The following is a 17,139-nucleotide window of genomic DNA, read 5'->3' on the forward strand; positions in this document are numbered from 1 at the left end:
GCGCCATCGCATCGGCGCTGCCTGCACGGCCATCCCCTCTTCGCCCGCGCTTTGCCGACCGGCCTTCAGGCCGGCGGCAGATTCAGTCGAAGACAAAAGAAGAGGGGTCATCTTGACCATCGTTCGTACGCACGCGTGCCTCGGCACGACGCTGATCCTGGCCGCTTTCAACGCCGTCGCCCAAACCGCTCCCGCCACCCTCGCCCCCATCACCGTGGTCGGCGGCTCCGAGACGGCGCTTACCACCGAGGCGTCCACCGGCTCCAACCTTGGCCTCACGCCCATGCAGACGCCCGCCAGCGTCGACATCATTTCGCGGGAACAGATCGAGTCCCGCGGCGGCGCCAGCGTGATCGAAGCGATTACCCGCGCGCCCGGTTTTTCGGCCGCGCCCCACCCTGGCAACGGCAATAGCGCCCTGTCGGTGCGCGGCTTCACCGACAGCACGTCGGTCATGCGGCTGTACGACGGGCTGCGCCAATATGGCGGCGTCGGCCTGACGTTTCCGTTCGACACGTGGTCGGTCGAGCGCATCGAGGTGCTGCGCGGACCCGCGTCCGTCATCTATGGCGACGGCGCGATCGGCGGCGTCGTCAACGTGATCCCCAAGCGTCCCACTCGCGGGCCAATCCAGAACGAAGTGCAGGCCACGATCGGCACGCAGGATACGGCGCGGCTGGGAATGGGCAGCGGCGGCGCGCTGAGCGACACCTTGTCGTATCGCCTGGATGTCAGCGGCAACTACACGGACGGTTATGTCGACCGCGGCCAGTCGGGCGATGCGACGTTTTCGGGCGCGTTGCGCTGGGACGCCACGCCGGACCTGAACATGACGTTGAGTTACGCCTACGGCTACCAGCGCCCGATGCGGTACTTCGGCACCCCGATGATCAACGGCGAGCAGGACGACGCCGTGCGCAAGCAGAACTACAACGTCGCCGACAGCTTCATGCGCTTTCGCGACCAGTGGACCCAGTTGGACACCGTCTGGACGCCGAACGACGCCACCACCGTGCGGGCACGCCTTTATCACGTGCAGAGCGACCGCGACTGGCGCAACGCCGAGCGCTACGTATACAACCCCGCAACCAGCCTGATCGACCGATCCGACAACACGCAGATCACGCATGACCAGACCCAGACCGGCCTGACCACCAGCGCCGTCTTCAAAGGCACGCTGGCCGGCCTGGAGAACACGGTATCGGTGGGCTTTGACGTCAACCACGCCACGTTCAAGCACATCAACAACACCTACACAGGCAGTTCGGGGTCGGTGGATCCGTATGACCCGGATCACGGCCAATACCAGAGCGACGTGCCGTTCATTCCGCGTTACCGCAACAAGGCGGATCAGTTTGCCCTGTTCATGGAAGACCGCCTGGCGCTGACCAGCAAGTGGTCGATCATCGGCGGCCTGCGCTACGACCACGCGAAGGTCACGCGCGACGACCTGGTAACCGATCAGCGCGCCTTGTCCAAGACGTTTTCCGACGTGGGCTGGCGCATCGGCACCGTGTACGACGTGACGCCGGATCTGGCCGTCTACGCGCAGTACGCGCAGGCCGCCGATCCGGTCAGCGGGCTGCTGATGATCAGCCCGTCCAACGCGTCGTTCGACTTGTCGCGCGGCAAGCAGCTCGAGGTCGGCCTGAAGCAGAACTTCATGGATGGACGCGGCGAGTGGACGCTGGCGGCGTACGAAATCCGCAAGACCAATCTGCTGTCGCGCGACGCCGACGACCCGAGCCTGCGGGTGCAGGTCGGCGAACAATCGTCGCGCGGCCTGGAAACGTCGCTGTCGCTGGCGGTTGCGCCCGGCTGGACGATCGACGCCAATGCCACCGTGCTGCGCGCCAAGTACGACGATTTCTCCGAATCAGTGGGCGGGGCGGCCGTCTCGCGCGCGGGCAATGTGCCGCCCAACGTGCCGCAACGCCTGGCGAATCTGTGGTTGAGCTGGAACTTCCAGCCGGGCTGGACCGCGATGGGCGGGATGCGCTACGTGGGCAAACGCTATGCGGACAGCGCCAACACCATCGAACTGCCGTCCTACACCACGACCGACCTGGCGCTGCGCTGGGACGTGAACAAGGACACCGCCATCACGGCCCGGGGCTTCAACATCTTTGACCGCGCGTACTTCACCACGGCCTACTACACCAACACGCAATGGATGTATGGGCCGAGCCGCCGGTTCGAGCTGACGTTGAACCACCGCTTCTGAGGCGGGCGCGACCATGGACGCCAAGGCGCGCCTGCGCAGGCTGACCTACCTGGCCCATCGCTGGCTGGGGGTCGGCGGCTGCCTGCTGATGCTGGTGTGGTTTCTCAGCGGCATCGTCATGCTGTATGTCGGCTACCCGAAGCTGACGCCCGAAGAGCGGTTTGCCAGCCTGCCCGTGCTGGCCGCAGACGCGTATCTGCCGCTGGACGCAGCGCGCCCCGGCGGCGCGCTTGCCGTCCTGACGTCGGTGCGCGGCGAGCCGACCTACATCGTCCCAACCCCGGACGGCACTCGCGCCTGGTCCGCGCGCACCGGCCGGCCTGACGGCGTGGTGACAGCGGACATGGCCGTGGCCGCGGCGCACGCGCTCTGGCCTGCGGGCACGGCCCTGTATGCGGGCCTGATTGACGAGGACCGCTGGACGCATTCGCGCGGGCTGGACCGCCATCGCCCCCTGCACAAGGTGAGCATGGAAGGCGACGCGCCGGGCACGCTGTATGTGTCTTCGGCGACGGGCGAAGTCGTGCTGGACGCGCCGATCGCGCAACAGCGCTGGAACTACGTCGGCGCGTGGCTGCACTGGCTGTACATGGCGCGCGACCGCTCCGTCGATCCGGTGTGGAGCTGGATGGTGATCGCACTGTCGGCCGTCTGCACCGTGCTGGCTGTCAGCGGCACGGTCGTCGGCGTCTGGCGCTGGCGCTTTCGCGGCCGCTACAAGACGGGCGCGCGCACGCCCTACCGTGAGGCCTGGATGCGCTGGCACCACATCATCGGTCTCGCCTTCAGCGCGTTTGTCTGCACGTGGATCTTCAGCGGGCTGATGTCGATGAACCCGGGCGGGCTATTCGCCGGCTCCGATCCCGGCCCCGACCGGCAAGCCATGGCGGGTGCGCAGCTCGCCGCGCCGATTGCGGACCCGCAGCCGGTATTACAGGCGTTGCACGCCGCGGGCTTTGAACCGGTTCAGCTCGAATGGCGGCGGATGGCAGGCCAGCCGTACGTGCTGGCCCGCGACGCGACGGCCGGCAGCCGCATCGTTCGCCGGGAGGATGGTGCATTGCTGGTGCAGTCGATGTGGCAGCCTGATGCGGTGCTTGACGCCGCGCGCGCGTTGTTTCCCGGCGCGGCCGTTCAGGCGACGTTGCTCGATCACTACGACGCCTATTACTACGCGCGCCACGCCGAAGCAATGAACGGCGGCGCACCACGGGGCCTGCCAGTCCTGCGAATGGATTTCGACACCCCGGCCAGTGACCGCGTCTACGTGGACCTGCGCACGGGCGAGGTGGCGCTGAGCCTGTCCCGCGCGCAACGGGTCGGGCGCTGGCTCTTTTACTTCCTGCATAGCTGGGACACCCCCGCCCTGCTGAATGCCGGGGTGGGCCGGGACCTGGCGCTTATCCTCTTGAGCCTCGGCGGGCTGGCCGTGTCCGCCACCGGCATCGTGCTGGGCGCGCGGCGGTTGGGCTGGACGCGCGGGCGCCAGTAGAATTGCGCAATCTTCCGACCGCAACGCACGAGATGACGCTTCCTCCAGAACCCTATTCCCCCCGCCGCATTGCCACGCTGGGCGTGTGGCGCGAGGCAGATCATTCGATCAAGGCGTACGGCATCCATCGAGACCCGAACGCTGCGGGTCCGATCCTGTCCGATCCCGTCAGCGCCTCAGTCCGCGCCGCCGTGCGCGACGTCCTGGACGAACACGCTGGCGGTCCGCGCACCCATGGTCTTGGCTACTGCATTGCGCACGTAGGCGAGGAGGCCGTGTGGCTGCTCGTGGACTGGTGGATCTCCGGCGGCATCGTGTGCCAGCGCATGCTCTCCGCACCGTTGGCCCGGCCGGACGCGTTTGCGCCGGTCAACGCGCCCGCGCTGGCTTGTGTGTGGGAACTGGCCGTGATCGCGCATGAACGCGACGCGTGGGTGCGGCACATGCTTACCGAACGGCCAGACGCGGACGGATATCTGCACGACATGCTGGCCGCCGGGCGATATTGACGCGGGGCGCGCGGTACGGACGCGGGCCCCACGTTATTGGCGCGGCGTCAATCCGAGTGTGGCTGAGGCGGCGTGTCCATCGAGGCATCGACCTCGGAGATCGTCTCGTCCGGGTAGGCGACGCGGGCGGCTGCCGCGGCGTCGTCGCGCGTCGGATAGGAGCCGGCATCCTCCTGGACGCCCAGCAAGGCGATGCCCCGAAAGCCCCAATGGCCATCCGCGCGTTGAAAGACTTCAACGATCATTTCTCTTCCTCGTCGCGGTCCGGCGCGGGACGCGTGTCGTTGCTGCCAGGCAGCGTGCCGCTTCGCGCCTCGGCTTCTTCCTGCGCCACGGCCTGATCGAAGCCCGGCTGGTCGTGGTTGCGCGCGCGCGGCGGGTGGTCAACGTCGGGCACGCGCTCCGGCGTGGTGGCATGGCCGGACGGGCGCAACGCGCCTTTGTTGACGTCGGGCTGGCCGGGAATGGATTCTCGGGCGTTGTCGGATTTCGGTTGCGTCATGGAAAAGCTCCGGTGCATCAAGGTGATTGGTAGGCGAGCAAGTGCCGTTCCTGCATGCGGCGCCCCATGACGGGGCAAACGCTTCACGGCCCCTCGTTCAATGTGCGCAGGAACGCCGCGATATCCCTTGCATCCTGTTCGCTGACGCCCAGGTCGGGCATGGCCGTGCCCGGTTTGACGGCCGGCGGGTTGCGCAGCCATCGCTCCATGTTGGCGGGCGTATTGGGCAAGACGCCCGCGATGTACGGCCGCTCGCCCATCTGATCCAGCGCCGGGCCCACGTAGTTCCAGGCGCCAGGCACGCCCGGGATTGCATGGCACGTCACGCAAAGATACTGTTGCAGCGCATCGCGCCCAGCCCGCGCGTCTCCCACACGGGCCGACGGCTGCGCGTTTGCCTGCGGCTTTTCCGGCGGTTGTCCATCGCCGCCACGCCGATAGGCGTCGGCGGACAGGCCCGGCAACACGCGCAGAAACGCCACCACGTCCCAGATCTCGTCGTCGGTCAGCCGATACTGCCACGCCGGCATGCCGGTCATCTTGATGCCCTGTCGCGTGACCCAGAAAATTTCGGCCGCCGTGCGCGCGCGTGCGGTGGCGACGAGCGCGGCGGGCGCCGGATTCAGCCCCAGCGCGTAGGGCTGCGGCGCCACCCCCGGCCCGCCGTGGCACTGGGCGCAGTGGGCGCGGTACAGACGTGAACCGTTCTGGATGCGCTCGGCGGCGTCCAGCTCAGGCGGCACGATATCCGCTGACCGCATCTTCACGGCCCGCGTCAACGCGACATCCAGCAGGTGGTGCACCGGCGTGGTGTGCGGCGACGTGGCCGTCACGTCGTACATGCCGAAATACACCACACCGCCGCCAACCGCGCCTGCGGTGGCGGCAGCGGCAACGAGCGTAAGTGCGGCAGTGCGCTTCCAGCGCTTCATGGCGCCCTCGCCTTGCGGTCCGCGCGCTGCATCAGATAGGCGGCAATGTCCTCGGCGTCGGCCTGTTGCAGGCCGGTGTCGGGCATGGCCGTACGGGGATTCACGACAGGCGGATCCATCAGCCAGCGCACCAGATTTTCAGGCGTATTGGGCAGCAGACCGGCAACGTACGCCTGCCGCGCCATGTTGCCCAGCGGCGGCCCGACGCGGGACGCCGGACCGCTGACGCCGGGCACGGTATGACACGCGGTGCAGCCGTGCTCGGCAATCAACCGGCGGCCTCGGTCTGGGTCAGCCCGTTCGCGCAACCCGCCCGCCGCGTCCGCAGGAAAGAGCGGCGGCTTGTCTTCCTGACACGCGCCCAGCAGCAACATCGCAGCCAGGGCTGGTAGCAGGCGGTTGGGTCGGGCTAGCCGGCGCAATGCCGTCTCCTGAATCGCGCTGATTGGCGCAGAACCTGGACTTGCCAGCAACTCCTGTGCCTGCGCTTCGGCTGCGGACGCGGGCACGAAAGATGCTGACGATGCCTCTCGCGGGCCGGCGGCCCGTCGGCCTTGTCGGCCAACGCGCGCCGGGTCATCCACTACAAGAACATGGCGAAAATCCTTCTTATCGTGCTCGCCGCCGCGTTGCCCTTTGCCGCATCGGCTCAACCCAGCGGCGAGGACGCCGCGCGCATCGCCGAGATCGGCTGGGTCCTTTACGTGGGTGCGGCGGCGATCTTCGTCGTAGTGGCCGCGCTGCTGGCGCTCGCGATGTTCGGTCCGGTGACGCTGCGCCGCCGGCTGTCCCGGCCCGGGCTCATCATCGGTGCGGGCATCGCGTTTCCCGTCGTGGCGTTGACCGCCCTGCTCGTCTACGTGCTGACGCCTTCCCCATCGGCGGCCCGGGACGCTGCATCGTTTGCCGCGCGCATCGAAGTCACCGGCGAATTGTGGTGGTGGCGCGTGCGCTATCTGGATGCGTCCGGCGGCGTGATCTTCGAGACTGCCAACGAGATCCGCATCCCCACGGGCAAGCCCGTGCAATTCCTGCTCAAGTCCGACAACGTGATCCACAGCTTCTGGATTCCCGAACTGGGCGGCAAGCTCGACATGGTCCCCGGCCGCGTGAACCGGATGCGCGCGCTGGCTCGGACCCCGGGCACATTTCGCGGCCACTGCGCCGAATATTGCGGCGCGCAACACGCGCAGATGCTGTTCGACGTGCAGGCGGTGGACGCCGAGGCCTTCGACGCCTGGGTGCAGGCGCAACGGCAGCCGGCAGCCGCGCCCGACGCCGCGCTGAAACCGGCGGCCGAGCTATTCAATCAGGCCTGTGCGCAATGCCACACGGTGCGCGGAACAGAGGCACGCGGCACGCTGGGACCGGACCTCACCCATGTGGGCAGCCGCCCGTCCCTTGCGGCGGGCGTATTGCCGAACAACGTGGGCGCGATGGGCGGGTGGATCGCCGGCAGCCAGCAGATCAAGCCCGGCAATGGCATGCCGTCCTTTGACCAATGGCCGGGCGAGGACTTGCGCGCCGTGGCCCGTTACCTGGAAGGCCTGAAGTGACGCGCCCGACATCCCCGACCGAGCTTCCCAACGCGTTGCCGCGGCCCGAAGGCGAACTCGAGCAGCTTGAACGCGCCTGGAAGCGTCCCACCGGATGGCGCGCACTCACGGTCGTGAACAACACGTCCATCGGCCTGCTGTACATCGCCACCGCGCTGCTTTTTTTCATCCTGGCCGGCGTCCTGGGGCTGATGATGCGCACGCAGTTGGCTGCGCCAGACAGCAACCTGATCGGCCACGAACTCTATAACCAGCTCTTCACCATGCACGGCACGGTGATGATGTTCCTGTTCGCGGTGCCGGCCGTCGAAGCCGTGGCCGTGCTGCTGCTGCCCAACATGCTGGGCGCGCGCGACCTGCCGTTTCCACGGTTGTCGGCCTACGCCTACTGGGCCTATGCGATCGGCGGGCTGGTGTTCTTCTGCAGCATCTTCGTGGGGTTGGCGCCCGATGGCGGCTGGTTCATGTATCCGCCGCTGACCAGCACCCAATACTCGCCCGCGGTGAACGCCGATCTGTGGCTGCTGGGCATCGGCTTCATTGAGATCTCGGCAATTGCGGGCGCCATCGAGCTGGCCGTCGGCATCCTGCGCACGCGCGCGCCCGGCATGACACTCGACAAGATCCCGGTGTTCGCCTGGGTGATGCTGGTGTTCTGCGGCATGGTGATCATTGCGTTTCCTGCGGTCATCGTGGCCACGGCCCTGCTTGAGCTCGAGCGCGCCTTCGACATGCCGTTCTTCATTGCGGGGCGCGGCGGCGATCCACTGCTTTGGCAGCACCTGTTCTGGTTCTTCGGTCACCCGGAGGTCTACATCATCTTCCTGCCCGCCGCCGGCATGGTGTCGATGATGATTCCCGCGATGACCGGCACACCGCTGGTCGGCTATCGCCTGGTGGTGCTGGCGGTCGTGTCCACGGGGTTCCTCAGCTTCGGCCTGTGGGTGCACCACATGTTTGCGACCGGCATTCCGCAGCTGTCGCTCAGCTTCGCGTCGGCCGCCAGCATGGCGGTGTCGGTCCCGACCGCCATCCAGATCTTCGCGTGGATCGCCACCATTGGCGCCGCCGTCCGGCTGCGCCCGCTCAGGACGCCGACGCTGTTCATCCTGGGATTCTTCTTCGTGTTCGTGATCGGCGGGCTGACGGGTGTGATGGTGGCCGTGATTCCGTTCGACCTGCAGGCGCACGATACCTACTTCGTCGTTGCGCACCTGCATTACGTGCTGTTCGGCGGGATGGTGTTCCCGCTATTTGCGGCGTTCTACTACTGGACGCCCTTCATCAGCGCGCGGCGGCTGTCGGAACGGCTGGGCCGCTGGGCCTTCTGGCTGATGTTCGTGGGCTTTAACGTCGCGTTCTTTCCGATGCACTTCACGGGGCTGGCCGGCATGCCGCGCCGCGTTTACACCTATGCCGAGAGCCAGGGCCTGGGTCCGCTGAACCTGCTGTCGACCGTGGGCGCCTACCTGATCGCCGCCGGGGTGCTCGTCTTCCTGATCGATCTGGCGCGCAACTTCCGGCCGACCATCGACAACAATGCGGGCAACGTCTGGGACGCCGGCACGCTGGAGTGGCTGCCCAGCGGCAGCTACGGGCTGCGCAGCGTGCCTACGGTCACCAGCCGCGAGCCGTTGTGGGACCAGCCCGGCCTCGCGCGGCAGGTCACCGATGGCCAGCATTACCTGCCCAATTCGCCGGCTGGCCTGCGCACCACGCTGGTGACCAGCGCGCTGGACGCCCGGCCCGACTATGTGCTGCCGCTGCCCGGCCCCGCGTGGTCGCCGCTGCTGGCGGCCGTGGGCACTGCGGGATTCTTCCTGCTGCTGACCTTCAAGCTCATGCCGCTGGCGGCCGCCTTTGGTGTGCTGGCCCTCGTCTCGCTGTGGCGCTGGCTGTGGGACGCGGATACCGGGCCGGATTACCCCCCGGTTGAGATCGGCGGCGGCCTGCGGCTGCCCATGATGTGTTCGGGCAGCGCGTCGCATGCGTCGTGGGCGATGGTGCTGCTGCTGATCGTCTGCGCCAGCATTTTTGGCTCGTTGCTGTTCAGCTATCTGTTCCTGTGGACCACGAATCCGCAGGCCTGGCCCTCTGCCCGCGCGCTGCCCTCGGCTGGGTGGCCGATGCTGTCGACCGTCATGCTGTTGGCGGCCGGCGCCGTTGCAGCGGCCGCCGGACGGTTGATGACGCAGGACCGGCAGGCCGCGCTGCGTTGGTGCGTCGCAGGCGCGGCGCTGTTGCTGACGGCAGCGCCCGCGCTTGACCTGACCGCGCAATGGCAGGCGGGGCTCCGCCCGCAAACCTCCGCCTACACGGCGGCGACCTACGCCGTCGCGGGCTTGCAGGCGCTCTTTGGCGGAATTTCGGCCGTGATGGCCATATTTACGGTAGCGCGGTCGCTGGCCGGACGGCTCAGCCCCACGCGCCGCGCGGCGTTCGACACCACCCGGGCGATGTTGTTCTACACCGTGGCGCAGGGGCTGATCGCGCTGGCGCTGCTGCACGCCTTTCCGCGGCTGACGGGGTAAGGCATGCAGACGCGCTTCTCGGTAGAACTGCTGTACCTTATCGCCGGCCCGCTGATCTGGCTGGTGCACTTTCTGTTCATCTACATCGTCAACGCGCTGGCCTGCGCGCGTTCGGCGCTGACCGGCCTGTGGCTTGGACTGCCGGCGTCGTCGTGGATCATCGTGGCCGGTAGCGTGGCCGCACTGGCCGGAATGGCGCTGGCCGCGTGGCGCCAGCATGCGCGGGTGCGGGCGCAGCATGCGCCGCCATTTCATGCCTGGCTTTGTGCCGCGCTGTGCGGGCTGTCGGCCGTGGCCGTCGTCTGGGAAACGCTGCCGGTGTTCCTGATGGCGGCGTGTCTTTGAAACGACACACGGCCGCTGACGCTATTCCGCCCACTCCGGGTCACCCGTAAAGACCACCGTCAGCCAGCGATCCGGGCTGTCCGCGCCAAGCGCCTCCCCGATCTCATCACGCAGGCTGTCCCACGCTTCAATGCCGCGCGCCGGCGTGTCGGCCGGCACGATGAAATACAGCTCGATTTCCTGCGACCGGCCGACCTTTGCCACGTACGCGCGGTACGACGCGAAGCCATGGCGCTGCACGAAGGCCTGCGCCACCGAGTCCACGTGCTGTTTCAGGTCTGCCGGCGTGACCAGCAGCATCTCGGACAACGCCTGGCGGATGACCGACAGCGGCAAGGGGATGATCACCGCGCACACCACGGCCAGCACGGCCGGGTCGATGTAGGGCGAAATCCATTCCCAGCGGGTGCCCTGCACGCCAAACCCGATGCAGAACGCCACCAGCAGCGCGGCCGTGATGCTGGCCGACATGATCCAGCCCTTCAGGTCCATGTGCAGGAATGCCGACCGGATCCGCCGGTTTGCGCGCGCCTCGGCCAGCGCGATTGCCACGCAGGCGGTCAGTGTAAGCACGGCATAGACAAGCGCCAGGCCAAACTCCAGATCGCGCCCGCCTTTCAGCAGACTGCTGATCGCGTTGATGAGGGCGTAGATCGCCACGCCGCTGAGCAAAATGCCGTTCAGGGCCAGCACCATGGGTTCCAGATGCCAGAACCCCATCGTGAAGCGCTCTCGCAGCTTGCGCGGCAGTTGGCGGGACGTGGCGTAAGAGGTAATCAGCCGCACGACAACCAGCGACAGCGCGCTCATGCTGGCGTCGACCAGCGAATAGACACCATCGAAGACGATGGAAAACGATCCCGAGGCCACGCCAAAGCCGATGCCGATGGCGGCGATGCACAGTGTGACCGCGATGGATATCCGCAACACGCCCTGCTCCGAGCGCAGGTCGAACAATGCCGTTCGTGAGGTCATGCTTCCTCCGTGGGGGACTGATCTGGCGACACGATAACCGTATAGATCCGCGGGCGGTGAATGGCTGGGTTCGACGACACCTATGGGAGCGGAAGATTCTTCTGGCGTTACCTACTAAACGTAGTCTACGATTCGTAGTCTACGTTTAGTAGGTTAAAACTTCCGATCAAAGGAATTCGCCATGCATGCGCTCATCGTTGTTGCTCATCCCGACCCGGCGTCCCTGACGCACGCCATCGCCAAGCAGGTCGCGCAAGGGGTTGCGCAGGCAGGCCCGCAGTCGGGGCCGCCGCATTCTTTCGAGGTGGCGGATCTGGCCGCCGAAGGCTTCGACCCGCGCTTCACTCAGGCCGACGTCGACCTGCACCTGACCCGTTCCAACCCGCCCGCGGACGTGACCGCCGAACACGCGCGCCTGGACCGCGCCGATGCGCTGGTGCTGGTGTATCCCGTTCATTGGTGGTCGTTTCCCGCCTTGATGAAGGGCTGGATCGACCGCGTCTTCACCAATGGCTGGGCCTACGACGCCCCGCCCGACGGCAAGGTCGTCAAACGCCTGCAGCGGCTGCAGGTGCATCTGGTCGCCAGCGGCGGCGCCGATATGCGCACCTATGCCCGGCACGGCTATTTCGGTGCAATGAAGACGCAAATTGATCACGGCATCTTCGGCTACTGCGGCGCGCGCGTGGCAACATCCGATCTGCTGGTCGCGTCCGACGCGGGATACCCCGAAGCGCACCTGACCGCCGCGCAGGCCATCGGCCAGCGGATCTTTGCCCCGCAGTTGTGAGTTTGACCTCGAAGAGACCCTTGATGACGTCCCCATCCGCCCCCTCTCCCCGCCGCCGGTTGTCCAAAGACGCGCGGCAACGCCAGCTCATCGACGTGTCCTGGGCGCTGATCCGCGACGAAGGCACGGACTCCCTGACGCTGGGCCGGCTTGCTGAACAGGCCGGCGTATCCAAGCCGGTCGTCTATGACCACTTCGGCACCCGCAACGGGCTGCTGGCGGCGCTGTATCAGGATTTCGACCAACGCCAGACGGCGATCATCGACGACGCCATCGCCGCCAGCAAATCCACGCTGCAAGACAAGGCAGACGTCATCGCCACCCGGTACGTGGAATGCGTGTCGGCGCAGGGGCGTGAAATCCCGGGCGTGCTGGCTGCGTTGAATGGCTCACCGGAACTGGCCGCGGTAAAGACGCAATATCAGCACGCGTTCATCAGGAAATGCCATGACATCCTGGCGCCGTTCGCCGGCTCCCAAGGCGTTTCCTTGGCCAGTCTGTGGGGCATGCTGGGCGCGGCCGACGCGCTCTCGCAGGCAGCGGTCGCAGGCGAGATCACGCAGCAAGCCGCGCGGGACGAGTTGTTCCGGATCATCGTAAACATGGTGAAACACGCGCGCCCCCCGGACAAATAGGGTTTGGGCTGCCCTATTTTGTTGCGGTGACCACGTGCGCCTGGATCTTGCCTGTGATCGGACCGGCGCCGTAGCGGTCGGTCAAGGCCTGCGCCGCTCGCTCCGTGGCGGGCATCAGCAGACTCGCGTCGCGCGCTTCGATTTCGTTGCGCAGGGGCGTGCCCTGACAGTAGGCGGTTGCCGCTTCCTGCGCGGATTGCGCACGGCTGACTTCCTCGTGCGTCTCGATTTGCACGTCTTCAAAGCCCGCCCGGCGCAGGTCATCCTGGATTCGCGCCTTGTCGTAGTAACCATGAGGCGTGCGCGCGATAAAGACCGGTGGGTTCTCCGGAAACATCTCGGCGACCGCCTGTGCGACAACGGCAGCAAATTCATTCTCTTGAACGCTGTCCCACACACTGAAGACAAAGCGCCCGCCCGGCTGCAGGACCCGGCGCGCCTCGGCATAGGCGCCTATTCGGTCAGGAAAAAACATCGCGCCAAACTGGCAGCACACGACGTCGAAGGTTTCGTCCTCGAACGGCAGGTGCATGGCATCCGCCTGCCGCCATTCGATACGGTCGCCGTCTGCCTGGCGGGCGGCTGCGTAATCGAGCATGGGCTGATTGAGGTCAGTGGCCACATAGCGCGTCCCGGCGCCCAGCCGCGGCGCCAGCGCCCGTGTAACCGCACCGCTGCCCGCCGCCGTTTCCAGCACCGCGCGCGGCGAAAACCCTGCTACCCGCTCCGCCATGCCCGCCGCATAGGGCGCGAAGATCATGGGGACCATCAGGGAGTCGTAAAGCTTCGGAATCGAACCGATGAATGCCTTGTCGAAGGCGGTCATGGTGCTACTCCTTTAACACCGTCGACTCTTAAGCTTAGCGCTGCGCGGCCCCGCGCGCACTAGCTGCATATCCCGCGCGAGTGACACATGAACCAGGCGCCGAAGGCGCGCGCCAGAACCCCGCGCGCCTTCGGCAAACGGCGTGTTACTCGACCGACGCCCCCGACTTCTTCACCACTTCCGCCCAGCGCGGAATCTCGGTCGCCATCAGCTCCCGAAGCTCGTCGGGCGTGCTGCCAACCAGTTCCATGCCCATGGTCTTGCCCAGCTTTTCCTGCACGTCGGGTTCTTTCAGGATCAGGGCGATCTCGGCGGCCAGCTTGTCCAGAATGGGCTTGGGCGTGCCCTTGGGCGCGTACACCGCCTGCCAGGACGCCATCTGGAAGCCCGGCACGCCTGCTTCCTGCATGGTCGGGACCTCGGGCGCGAGGGCGATGCGGTCCTTGGTGGTGACGGCCAGCAGCTTGAGCTTGCCGGTCTGCAGCAGCGGCAGCGCCGCCGTCATCTGGTCGAACATGAACGTCACCGCGCCGGACGAGACATCCACCATGGCGGGCGGCGTGCCCTTGTACGGCACGTGCGTGAGCGGCACGCCGATCATGCCGGCGAACAGCTCACCGGCCAGGTGCGTCGAGGTTCCGGCCCCCGAGGACGCGAACGTGCGCTTGGTGGGGTCGCGCTTGAGCAGCGCGATCAGGTCGGCCACCGAGTTCACGCCCAGATTCGGATCCACCAGCAACACGTTGGGCAGGAAGGCGATCAGCGACACCGGCTCGAAGTCTTTAACCGGGTCGTACTTCAGGTTCTTGTACAGGCTGGCGTTGATGGCATGGGTGCTGATCGTGCCGCCGAACAAGGTGTAGCCATCGGGCGGCGCCTTGGCGACGTAGGTGGCGCCGATGCCGCCGGCGGCGCCCGGCTTGTTTTCCACGACGACATTCTGTTTCAGGCGGTCGCCCAACTTCTGGGCCAGCACCCGGCCCACCACGTCGGTCGAACCGCCCACGGTGAACGGCACCACATAGGAAATCGGCTTTTGCGTGGGCCAGTCGGCGGCGCTGGCGGGCAACGCCAGCGTCCCGAAGACCGCGCCGGCCAGAAGCGCGGCAAGCGCGCCACGTCGTTGCGTGTTCATGAGTTGTCTCCTGCCTTGTTTTATAGGTATGTGTGGGGTGCCGGTCGTGCCGGCGGCAAGGCTCAGCGGCCCTGTTCTTTGCGCCAGGCGGCGAATTTGTCCTTCGTGCCCGGATCGGTCGGCGGGTACAGGCCCAGGATGGACGCGCCCCCTTGCACCTGGCTGGTCACGAAATCCTCGAACGCGGTCATCTCGACGGCTTCCAGGGCGATCTCGTCAGCCAGGTGCGCCGGAATCACCACCACGCCTTCCCGGTCGCCCACGACGATGTCGCCCGGCCACACGGCCACGTCGCCGCAGCCGATGGGCGCATTGATGTCCAGCGCCTGATGCAACGTGAGATTGGTGGGTGCGGACGGACGATGGTGATAGGCGGGAAAGCCCATCTCGGCAATTTCGGGTGAATCGCGAAAGCCCCCGTCGGTGACCACGCCCGCCACGCCACGCTTCATCAGGCGGGTGACCAGAATGGAGCCTGCGGACGCGGCGCGTGCATCCTTGCGGCTGTCGATGACGAAGACCGCGCCTTCCGGGCATGTCTCGACCGCGGCGCGCTGCGGATGCGCGCGGTCTTCAAACACCTTGATCGTGTTCAGGTCTTCGCGCGCGGGGATGTACCGCAGCGTGAAGGCCGGGCCGACCATGTTGGGCAGGTTGGCGTTCAACGGGCGCACGTCCTGGATGAACTGGTTGCGCAGGCCGCGTTTGAACAGGGCCGTGCACAGGGTGGCGGTGCTGACGCCGGCCAGCCGGGCGCGGGTTTCGGGATTCATTTGGGACACGATGGCTCCGGGTATTGGATCGGTGATCTAAAAATGGCGGATTCAGAAGATGGCGGGCTCGGGCACGGGCGCGCCGAATTCCGTTTCCAGGAAGTCCAGGTCGCAGCCGTCGTTGGCCTGCAGGATGTGCTTGGAATACATCCATCCGTAACCACGCTCGTAGCGCTTGGGCGGCGGCGTCCAGGCGGCGCGGCGCGCGGCCATTTCCTCGTCGCTGATGTTCAGGTTGATGGTGCGGGCGGGCACGTCCACGGTGATCGTGTCGCCGGTCTTGACCAGCGCCAGCGGGCCGCCGATGTAGCTTTCGGGCGCGACGTGCAGGATGCAGGCGCCGTAGCTGGTGCCGCTCATGCGGGCATCCGACAGGCGCAGCATGTCACGCACGCCCTGCTTGACCAGCTTGGTCGGGATCGGCAGCATGCCCCACTCCGGCATGCCGGGACCGCCCTGCGGACCGGCATTGCGCAGGATCATGATGTGGTCGGCGGTGACGTCCAGGTTCTCGTCCTCGACGGCGGCCTTCATGCTGGGATAGTCGTCAAAGACCAGCGCGGGGCCGGTGTGCCGCAGGTATTGCGGAGCGCACGCGCTGGGCTTGATCACGCAGCCGTCGGGCGCGATGTTGCCGCGCAGTACGGCCAACGCACCTTCGTCGTAGATCGCCTCGTCAAGCTTGCGGATGACGTCGTCGTTGTAGACCTCGGCGCCCGCAATGTTCTCGCCCAGCGTCTTGCCGGTAACCGTCATGGCAGACAGGTCCAGGTGGGCATCCTGCAACCGCGACATCAGCGCCGGCAGGCCGCCCGCGTAGTAGAAGTCTTCCATCAGGTAGGTGTCGCCGCTGGGCCGGATGTTGGCGATGACGGGCACCTTGCGGCTGGCCGCGTCGAAGTCGTCCAGGCCCACCGCGCAGCCCGCCCGGCGCGACATGGCGACCAGGTGGATGATGGCGTTGGTGGAACAGCCCATCGCCATGGCGACGTTGATGGCGTTCTTGAACGACGCCACGCTCAGGATGCGCTGCGGTGTCAGGTCGTCCCAGACCATCTCGACCACACGCCGGCCGCACTCGGCCGACATGCGCATGTGGTTCACATCCGCAGCAGGGATGGATGAGGCGCCGGGCAGCGTCATGCCAATGGCCTCGGCGATGGCGGTCATGGTGCTGGCGGTGCCCATCGTCATGCACGTGCCGTAGCTGCGGGCGATGCCGCCCTCCACTTCCGTCCACTGTTCCTGCGTGATCTTGCCGGCGCGGCGTTCGTCCCAGAGCTTCCAGGCGTCCGACCCGGAACCCAGGATCTTGCCCTTCCAGTTGCCGCGCAGCATGGGGCCGGCGGGCACGTAGACGCACGGCAGGCCGGCGCTGATGGCGCCCATGATGAGCCCGGGCGTGGTCTTGTCGCAGCCGCCCATCAAGACGGCCCCGTCCACCGGGTGGCTGCGCAACAGCTCCTCGGTCTCCATGGCCAGGAAGTTGCGGTACAGCATGGTGGTCGGTTTGACGAAGGACTCCGACACGGAAATCGCCGGCAGCTCCACCGGAAATCCGCCCGCCTGGAACACACCGCGCTTTACGTCTTCGACGCGCTGCTTGAAATGGCTGTGACAGGGGTTCAGGTCGGACCAGGTGTTGATGATGGCAATGACGGGGCGACCGGCCCAATCGTCGGGGCCGTAGCCCATCTGCATCATGCGGGAACGGTGGCCGAAGGAGCGCAGATCGTCCTTGGCCATCCAGGCAGCGCTGCGCAAGCTTTCGTAGGTGCGTTTCATGGGGATACGAGGGATGCGGAGTAAGAGTCAAAGCATTTAAACACTAATACATTAGTGCGTCAGCTAGGTGAAAACCCGCTACACTGCGGCATTCGCCATCCGCCCATTCCTGCGCGGAACCTCGACATG

17 protein-coding genes are annotated in these 17,139 nt (G+C 66.6%); 8 read left to right on the top strand and 9 right to left on the bottom strand.

The genetic code is table 11. The features are described 5' to 3' along the window. Window positions 1–112 precede the first annotated feature (112 nt). Genes KW836_RS16505 through KW836_RS16515 form a run of 3 tightly spaced genes read left to right on the top strand, consistent with a single transcriptional unit; the run spans window position 113 to window position 4,225 of the window. Window positions 113–2,224: a TonB-dependent siderophore receptor gene (locus KW836_RS16505; RefSeq protein ID WP_218344073.1), complete on the top strand. Its 2,112-nt coding sequence runs from the start codon at window positions 113–115 to the stop codon at window positions 2,222–2,224. A gap of 13 nt (window positions 2,225–2,237) precedes the next feature. Beyond that, on the top strand, window positions 2,238–3,716 hold the full coding sequence (locus KW836_RS16510; RefSeq protein WP_218344074.1) for a PepSY-associated TM helix domain-containing protein: 1,479 nt from the start codon (window positions 2,238–2,240) through the stop codon (window positions 3,714–3,716). Window positions 3,717–3,748: 32 nt separating this feature from the next. Continuing rightward, window positions 3,749–4,225, top strand: coding sequence for a hypothetical protein (locus KW836_RS16515; protein WP_218344075.1), 477 nt, complete (start codon window positions 3,749–3,751; stop codon window positions 4,223–4,225). Between the two features lie 47 nt (window positions 4,226–4,272). On the opposite strand, the gene KW836_RS16520 is transcribed toward KW836_RS16515, so the two are convergent. The 4 genes from KW836_RS16520 to KW836_RS16535 form a co-directional block, all read right to left on the bottom strand. After that, window positions 4,273–4,470, bottom strand: coding sequence for a hypothetical protein (locus KW836_RS16520; RefSeq protein ID WP_218344076.1), 198 nt, complete (start codon window positions 4,468–4,470; stop codon window positions 4,273–4,275). Beyond that, window positions 4,467–4,727: a hypothetical protein gene (locus KW836_RS16525; RefSeq protein WP_218344077.1), complete on the bottom strand. Its 261-nt coding sequence runs from the start codon at window positions 4,725–4,727 to the stop codon at window positions 4,467–4,469. The genes KW836_RS16520 and KW836_RS16525 overlap by 4 nt, the downstream gene beginning before the upstream one ends. 83 nt (window positions 4,728–4,810) lie before the next feature. Continuing rightward, the gene (locus KW836_RS16530) at window positions 4,811–5,659 is read right to left on the bottom strand and encodes a c-type cytochrome (RefSeq protein WP_218344078.1); all 849 of its coding nucleotides are present in this window, start codon (window positions 5,657–5,659) and stop codon (window positions 4,811–4,813) included. Next, window positions 5,656–6,081, bottom strand: a complete 426-nt coding sequence (locus KW836_RS16535; RefSeq protein ID WP_218344079.1) for a cytochrome c family protein — start codon at window positions 6,079–6,081, stop codon at window positions 5,656–5,658. Before KW836_RS16535 ends, KW836_RS16530 begins: the two co-directional genes overlap by 4 nt. 171 nt (window positions 6,082–6,252) lie before the next feature. Between KW836_RS16535 and KW836_RS16540 the strand changes: the two genes are divergently transcribed. From KW836_RS16540 to KW836_RS16550, 3 genes are read left to right on the top strand one after another with little or no spacing between them, the layout of a single operon-like run. Beyond that, the gene (locus KW836_RS16540; RefSeq protein WP_218344080.1) at window positions 6,253–7,215 is read left to right on the top strand and encodes a c-type cytochrome; all 963 of its coding nucleotides are present in this window, start codon (window positions 6,253–6,255) and stop codon (window positions 7,213–7,215) included. Continuing rightward, the gene (locus KW836_RS16545; RefSeq protein WP_370633035.1) at window positions 7,212–9,746 is read left to right on the top strand and encodes a cbb3-type cytochrome c oxidase subunit I; all 2,535 of its coding nucleotides are present in this window, start codon (window positions 7,212–7,214) and stop codon (window positions 9,744–9,746) included. The genes KW836_RS16540 and KW836_RS16545 overlap by 4 nt, the downstream gene beginning before the upstream one ends. 3 nt (window positions 9,747–9,749) lie before the next feature. Next, on the top strand, window positions 9,750–10,091 hold the full coding sequence (locus tag KW836_RS16550) for a hypothetical protein (protein ID WP_218344082.1): 342 nt from the start codon (window positions 9,750–9,752) through the stop codon (window positions 10,089–10,091). Window positions 10,092–10,112: 21 nt separating this feature from the next. Here KW836_RS16550 and KW836_RS16555 read toward each other — a convergent pair whose 3' ends face one another. Then, window positions 10,113–11,066: a cation diffusion facilitator family transporter gene (locus KW836_RS16555; RefSeq protein ID WP_218344083.1), complete on the bottom strand. Its 954-nt coding sequence runs from the start codon at window positions 11,064–11,066 to the stop codon at window positions 10,113–10,115. Between the two features lie 181 nt (window positions 11,067–11,247). Here KW836_RS16555 and KW836_RS16560 point away from each other — a divergent pair, with 181 nt between their 5' ends. Together KW836_RS16560 and KW836_RS16565 are read left to right on the top strand one after the other, a co-directional pair. Further along, window positions 11,248–11,856 carry an NAD(P)H-dependent oxidoreductase gene (locus KW836_RS16560; protein ID WP_218344084.1) on the top strand — a complete coding sequence of 203 codons (609 nt, stop codon included), beginning with the start codon at window positions 11,248–11,250 and terminating at the stop codon, window positions 11,854–11,856. Window positions 11,857–11,879: 23 nt separating this feature from the next. Beyond that, window positions 11,880–12,491 (top strand): TetR/AcrR family transcriptional regulator, encoded by a 612-nt coding sequence (locus KW836_RS16565; protein ID WP_218344085.1) that lies wholly within the window; start codon window positions 11,880–11,882, stop codon window positions 12,489–12,491. Window positions 12,492–12,504: 13 nt separating this feature from the next. Here the strand turns inward: KW836_RS16565 and KW836_RS16570 are convergent, their stop codons facing one another. From KW836_RS16570 to araD, 4 genes are all read right to left on the bottom strand, one after another. Continuing rightward, window positions 12,505–13,317 (bottom strand): class I SAM-dependent methyltransferase, encoded by an 813-nt coding sequence (locus KW836_RS16570; RefSeq protein WP_218344086.1) that lies wholly within the window; start codon window positions 13,315–13,317, stop codon window positions 12,505–12,507. A gap of 145 nt (window positions 13,318–13,462) precedes the next feature. Continuing rightward, on the bottom strand, window positions 13,463–14,452 hold the full coding sequence (locus KW836_RS16575) for a tripartite tricarboxylate transporter substrate binding protein (protein WP_105239161.1): 990 nt from the start codon (window positions 14,450–14,452) through the stop codon (window positions 13,463–13,465). Between the two features lie 62 nt (window positions 14,453–14,514). After that, entirely contained in the window at window positions 14,515–15,225 is a 711-nt protein-coding gene (locus KW836_RS16580; protein ID WP_218344304.1) for a ribonuclease activity regulator RraA, read from the bottom strand. Window positions 15,226–15,276: 51 nt separating this feature from the next. After that, window positions 15,277–17,010, bottom strand: coding sequence for an L-arabinonate dehydratase (gene araD / locus KW836_RS16585; RefSeq protein WP_175183625.1), 1,734 nt, complete (start codon window positions 17,008–17,010; stop codon window positions 15,277–15,279). Window positions 17,011–17,139: the final 129 nt, after the last annotated feature.

Origin of the sequence: Achromobacter sp. ACM05 (assembly GCF_019218915.1) — a bacterium.
GTDB classification, from domain to species: domain Bacteria; phylum Pseudomonadota; class Gammaproteobacteria; order Burkholderiales; family Burkholderiaceae_B; genus Achromobacter; species Achromobacter animicus.

Excerpts from the sequence above, each read along its gene's own strand:
- KW836_RS16510 (WP_218344074.1), top strand. The coding sequence starts at position 2,238 with ATGGACGCCAAGGCGCGCCTGCGCAGGCTGACCTACCTGGCCCATCGC.
- KW836_RS16515 (WP_218344075.1), top strand. The coding sequence starts at position 3,749 with ATGACGCTTCCTCCAGAACCCTATTCCCCCCGCCGCATTGCCACGCTG.
- KW836_RS16520 (WP_218344076.1), bottom strand. The coding sequence starts at position 4,470 with ATGATCGTTGAAGTCTTTCAACGCGCGGATGGCCATTGGGGCTTTCGG.
- KW836_RS16525 (WP_218344077.1), bottom strand. The coding sequence starts at position 4,727 with ATGACGCAACCGAAATCCGACAACGCCCGAGAATCCATTCCCGGCCAG.
- KW836_RS16530 (WP_218344078.1), bottom strand. The coding sequence starts at position 5,659 with ATGAAGCGCTGGAAGCGCACTGCCGCACTTACGCTCGTTGCCGCTGCC.
- KW836_RS16540 (WP_218344080.1), top strand. The coding sequence starts at position 6,253 with ATGGCGAAAATCCTTCTTATCGTGCTCGCCGCCGCGTTGCCCTTTGCC.
- KW836_RS16550 (WP_218344082.1), top strand. The coding sequence starts at position 9,750 with ATGCAGACGCGCTTCTCGGTAGAACTGCTGTACCTTATCGCCGGCCCG.
- KW836_RS16555 (WP_218344083.1), bottom strand. The coding sequence starts at position 11,066 with ATGACCTCACGAACGGCATTGTTCGACCTGCGCTCGGAGCAGGGCGTG.
- KW836_RS16560 (WP_218344084.1), top strand. The coding sequence starts at position 11,248 with ATGCATGCGCTCATCGTTGTTGCTCATCCCGACCCGGCGTCCCTGACG.
- KW836_RS16565 (WP_218344085.1), top strand. The coding sequence starts at position 11,880 with ATGACGTCCCCATCCGCCCCCTCTCCCCGCCGCCGGTTGTCCAAAGAC.
- KW836_RS16570 (WP_218344086.1), bottom strand. The coding sequence starts at position 13,317 with ATGACCGCCTTCGACAAGGCATTCATCGGTTCGATTCCGAAGCTTTAC.
- KW836_RS16575 (WP_105239161.1), bottom strand. The coding sequence starts at position 14,452 with ATGAACACGCAACGACGTGGCGCGCTTGCCGCGCTTCTGGCCGGCGCG.
- KW836_RS16580 (WP_218344304.1), bottom strand. The coding sequence starts at position 15,225 with ATGAATCCCGAAACCCGCGCCCGGCTGGCCGGCGTCAGCACCGCCACC.
- araD (WP_175183625.1), bottom strand. The coding sequence starts at position 17,010 with ATGAAACGCACCTACGAAAGCTTGCGCAGCGCTGCCTGGATGGCCAAG.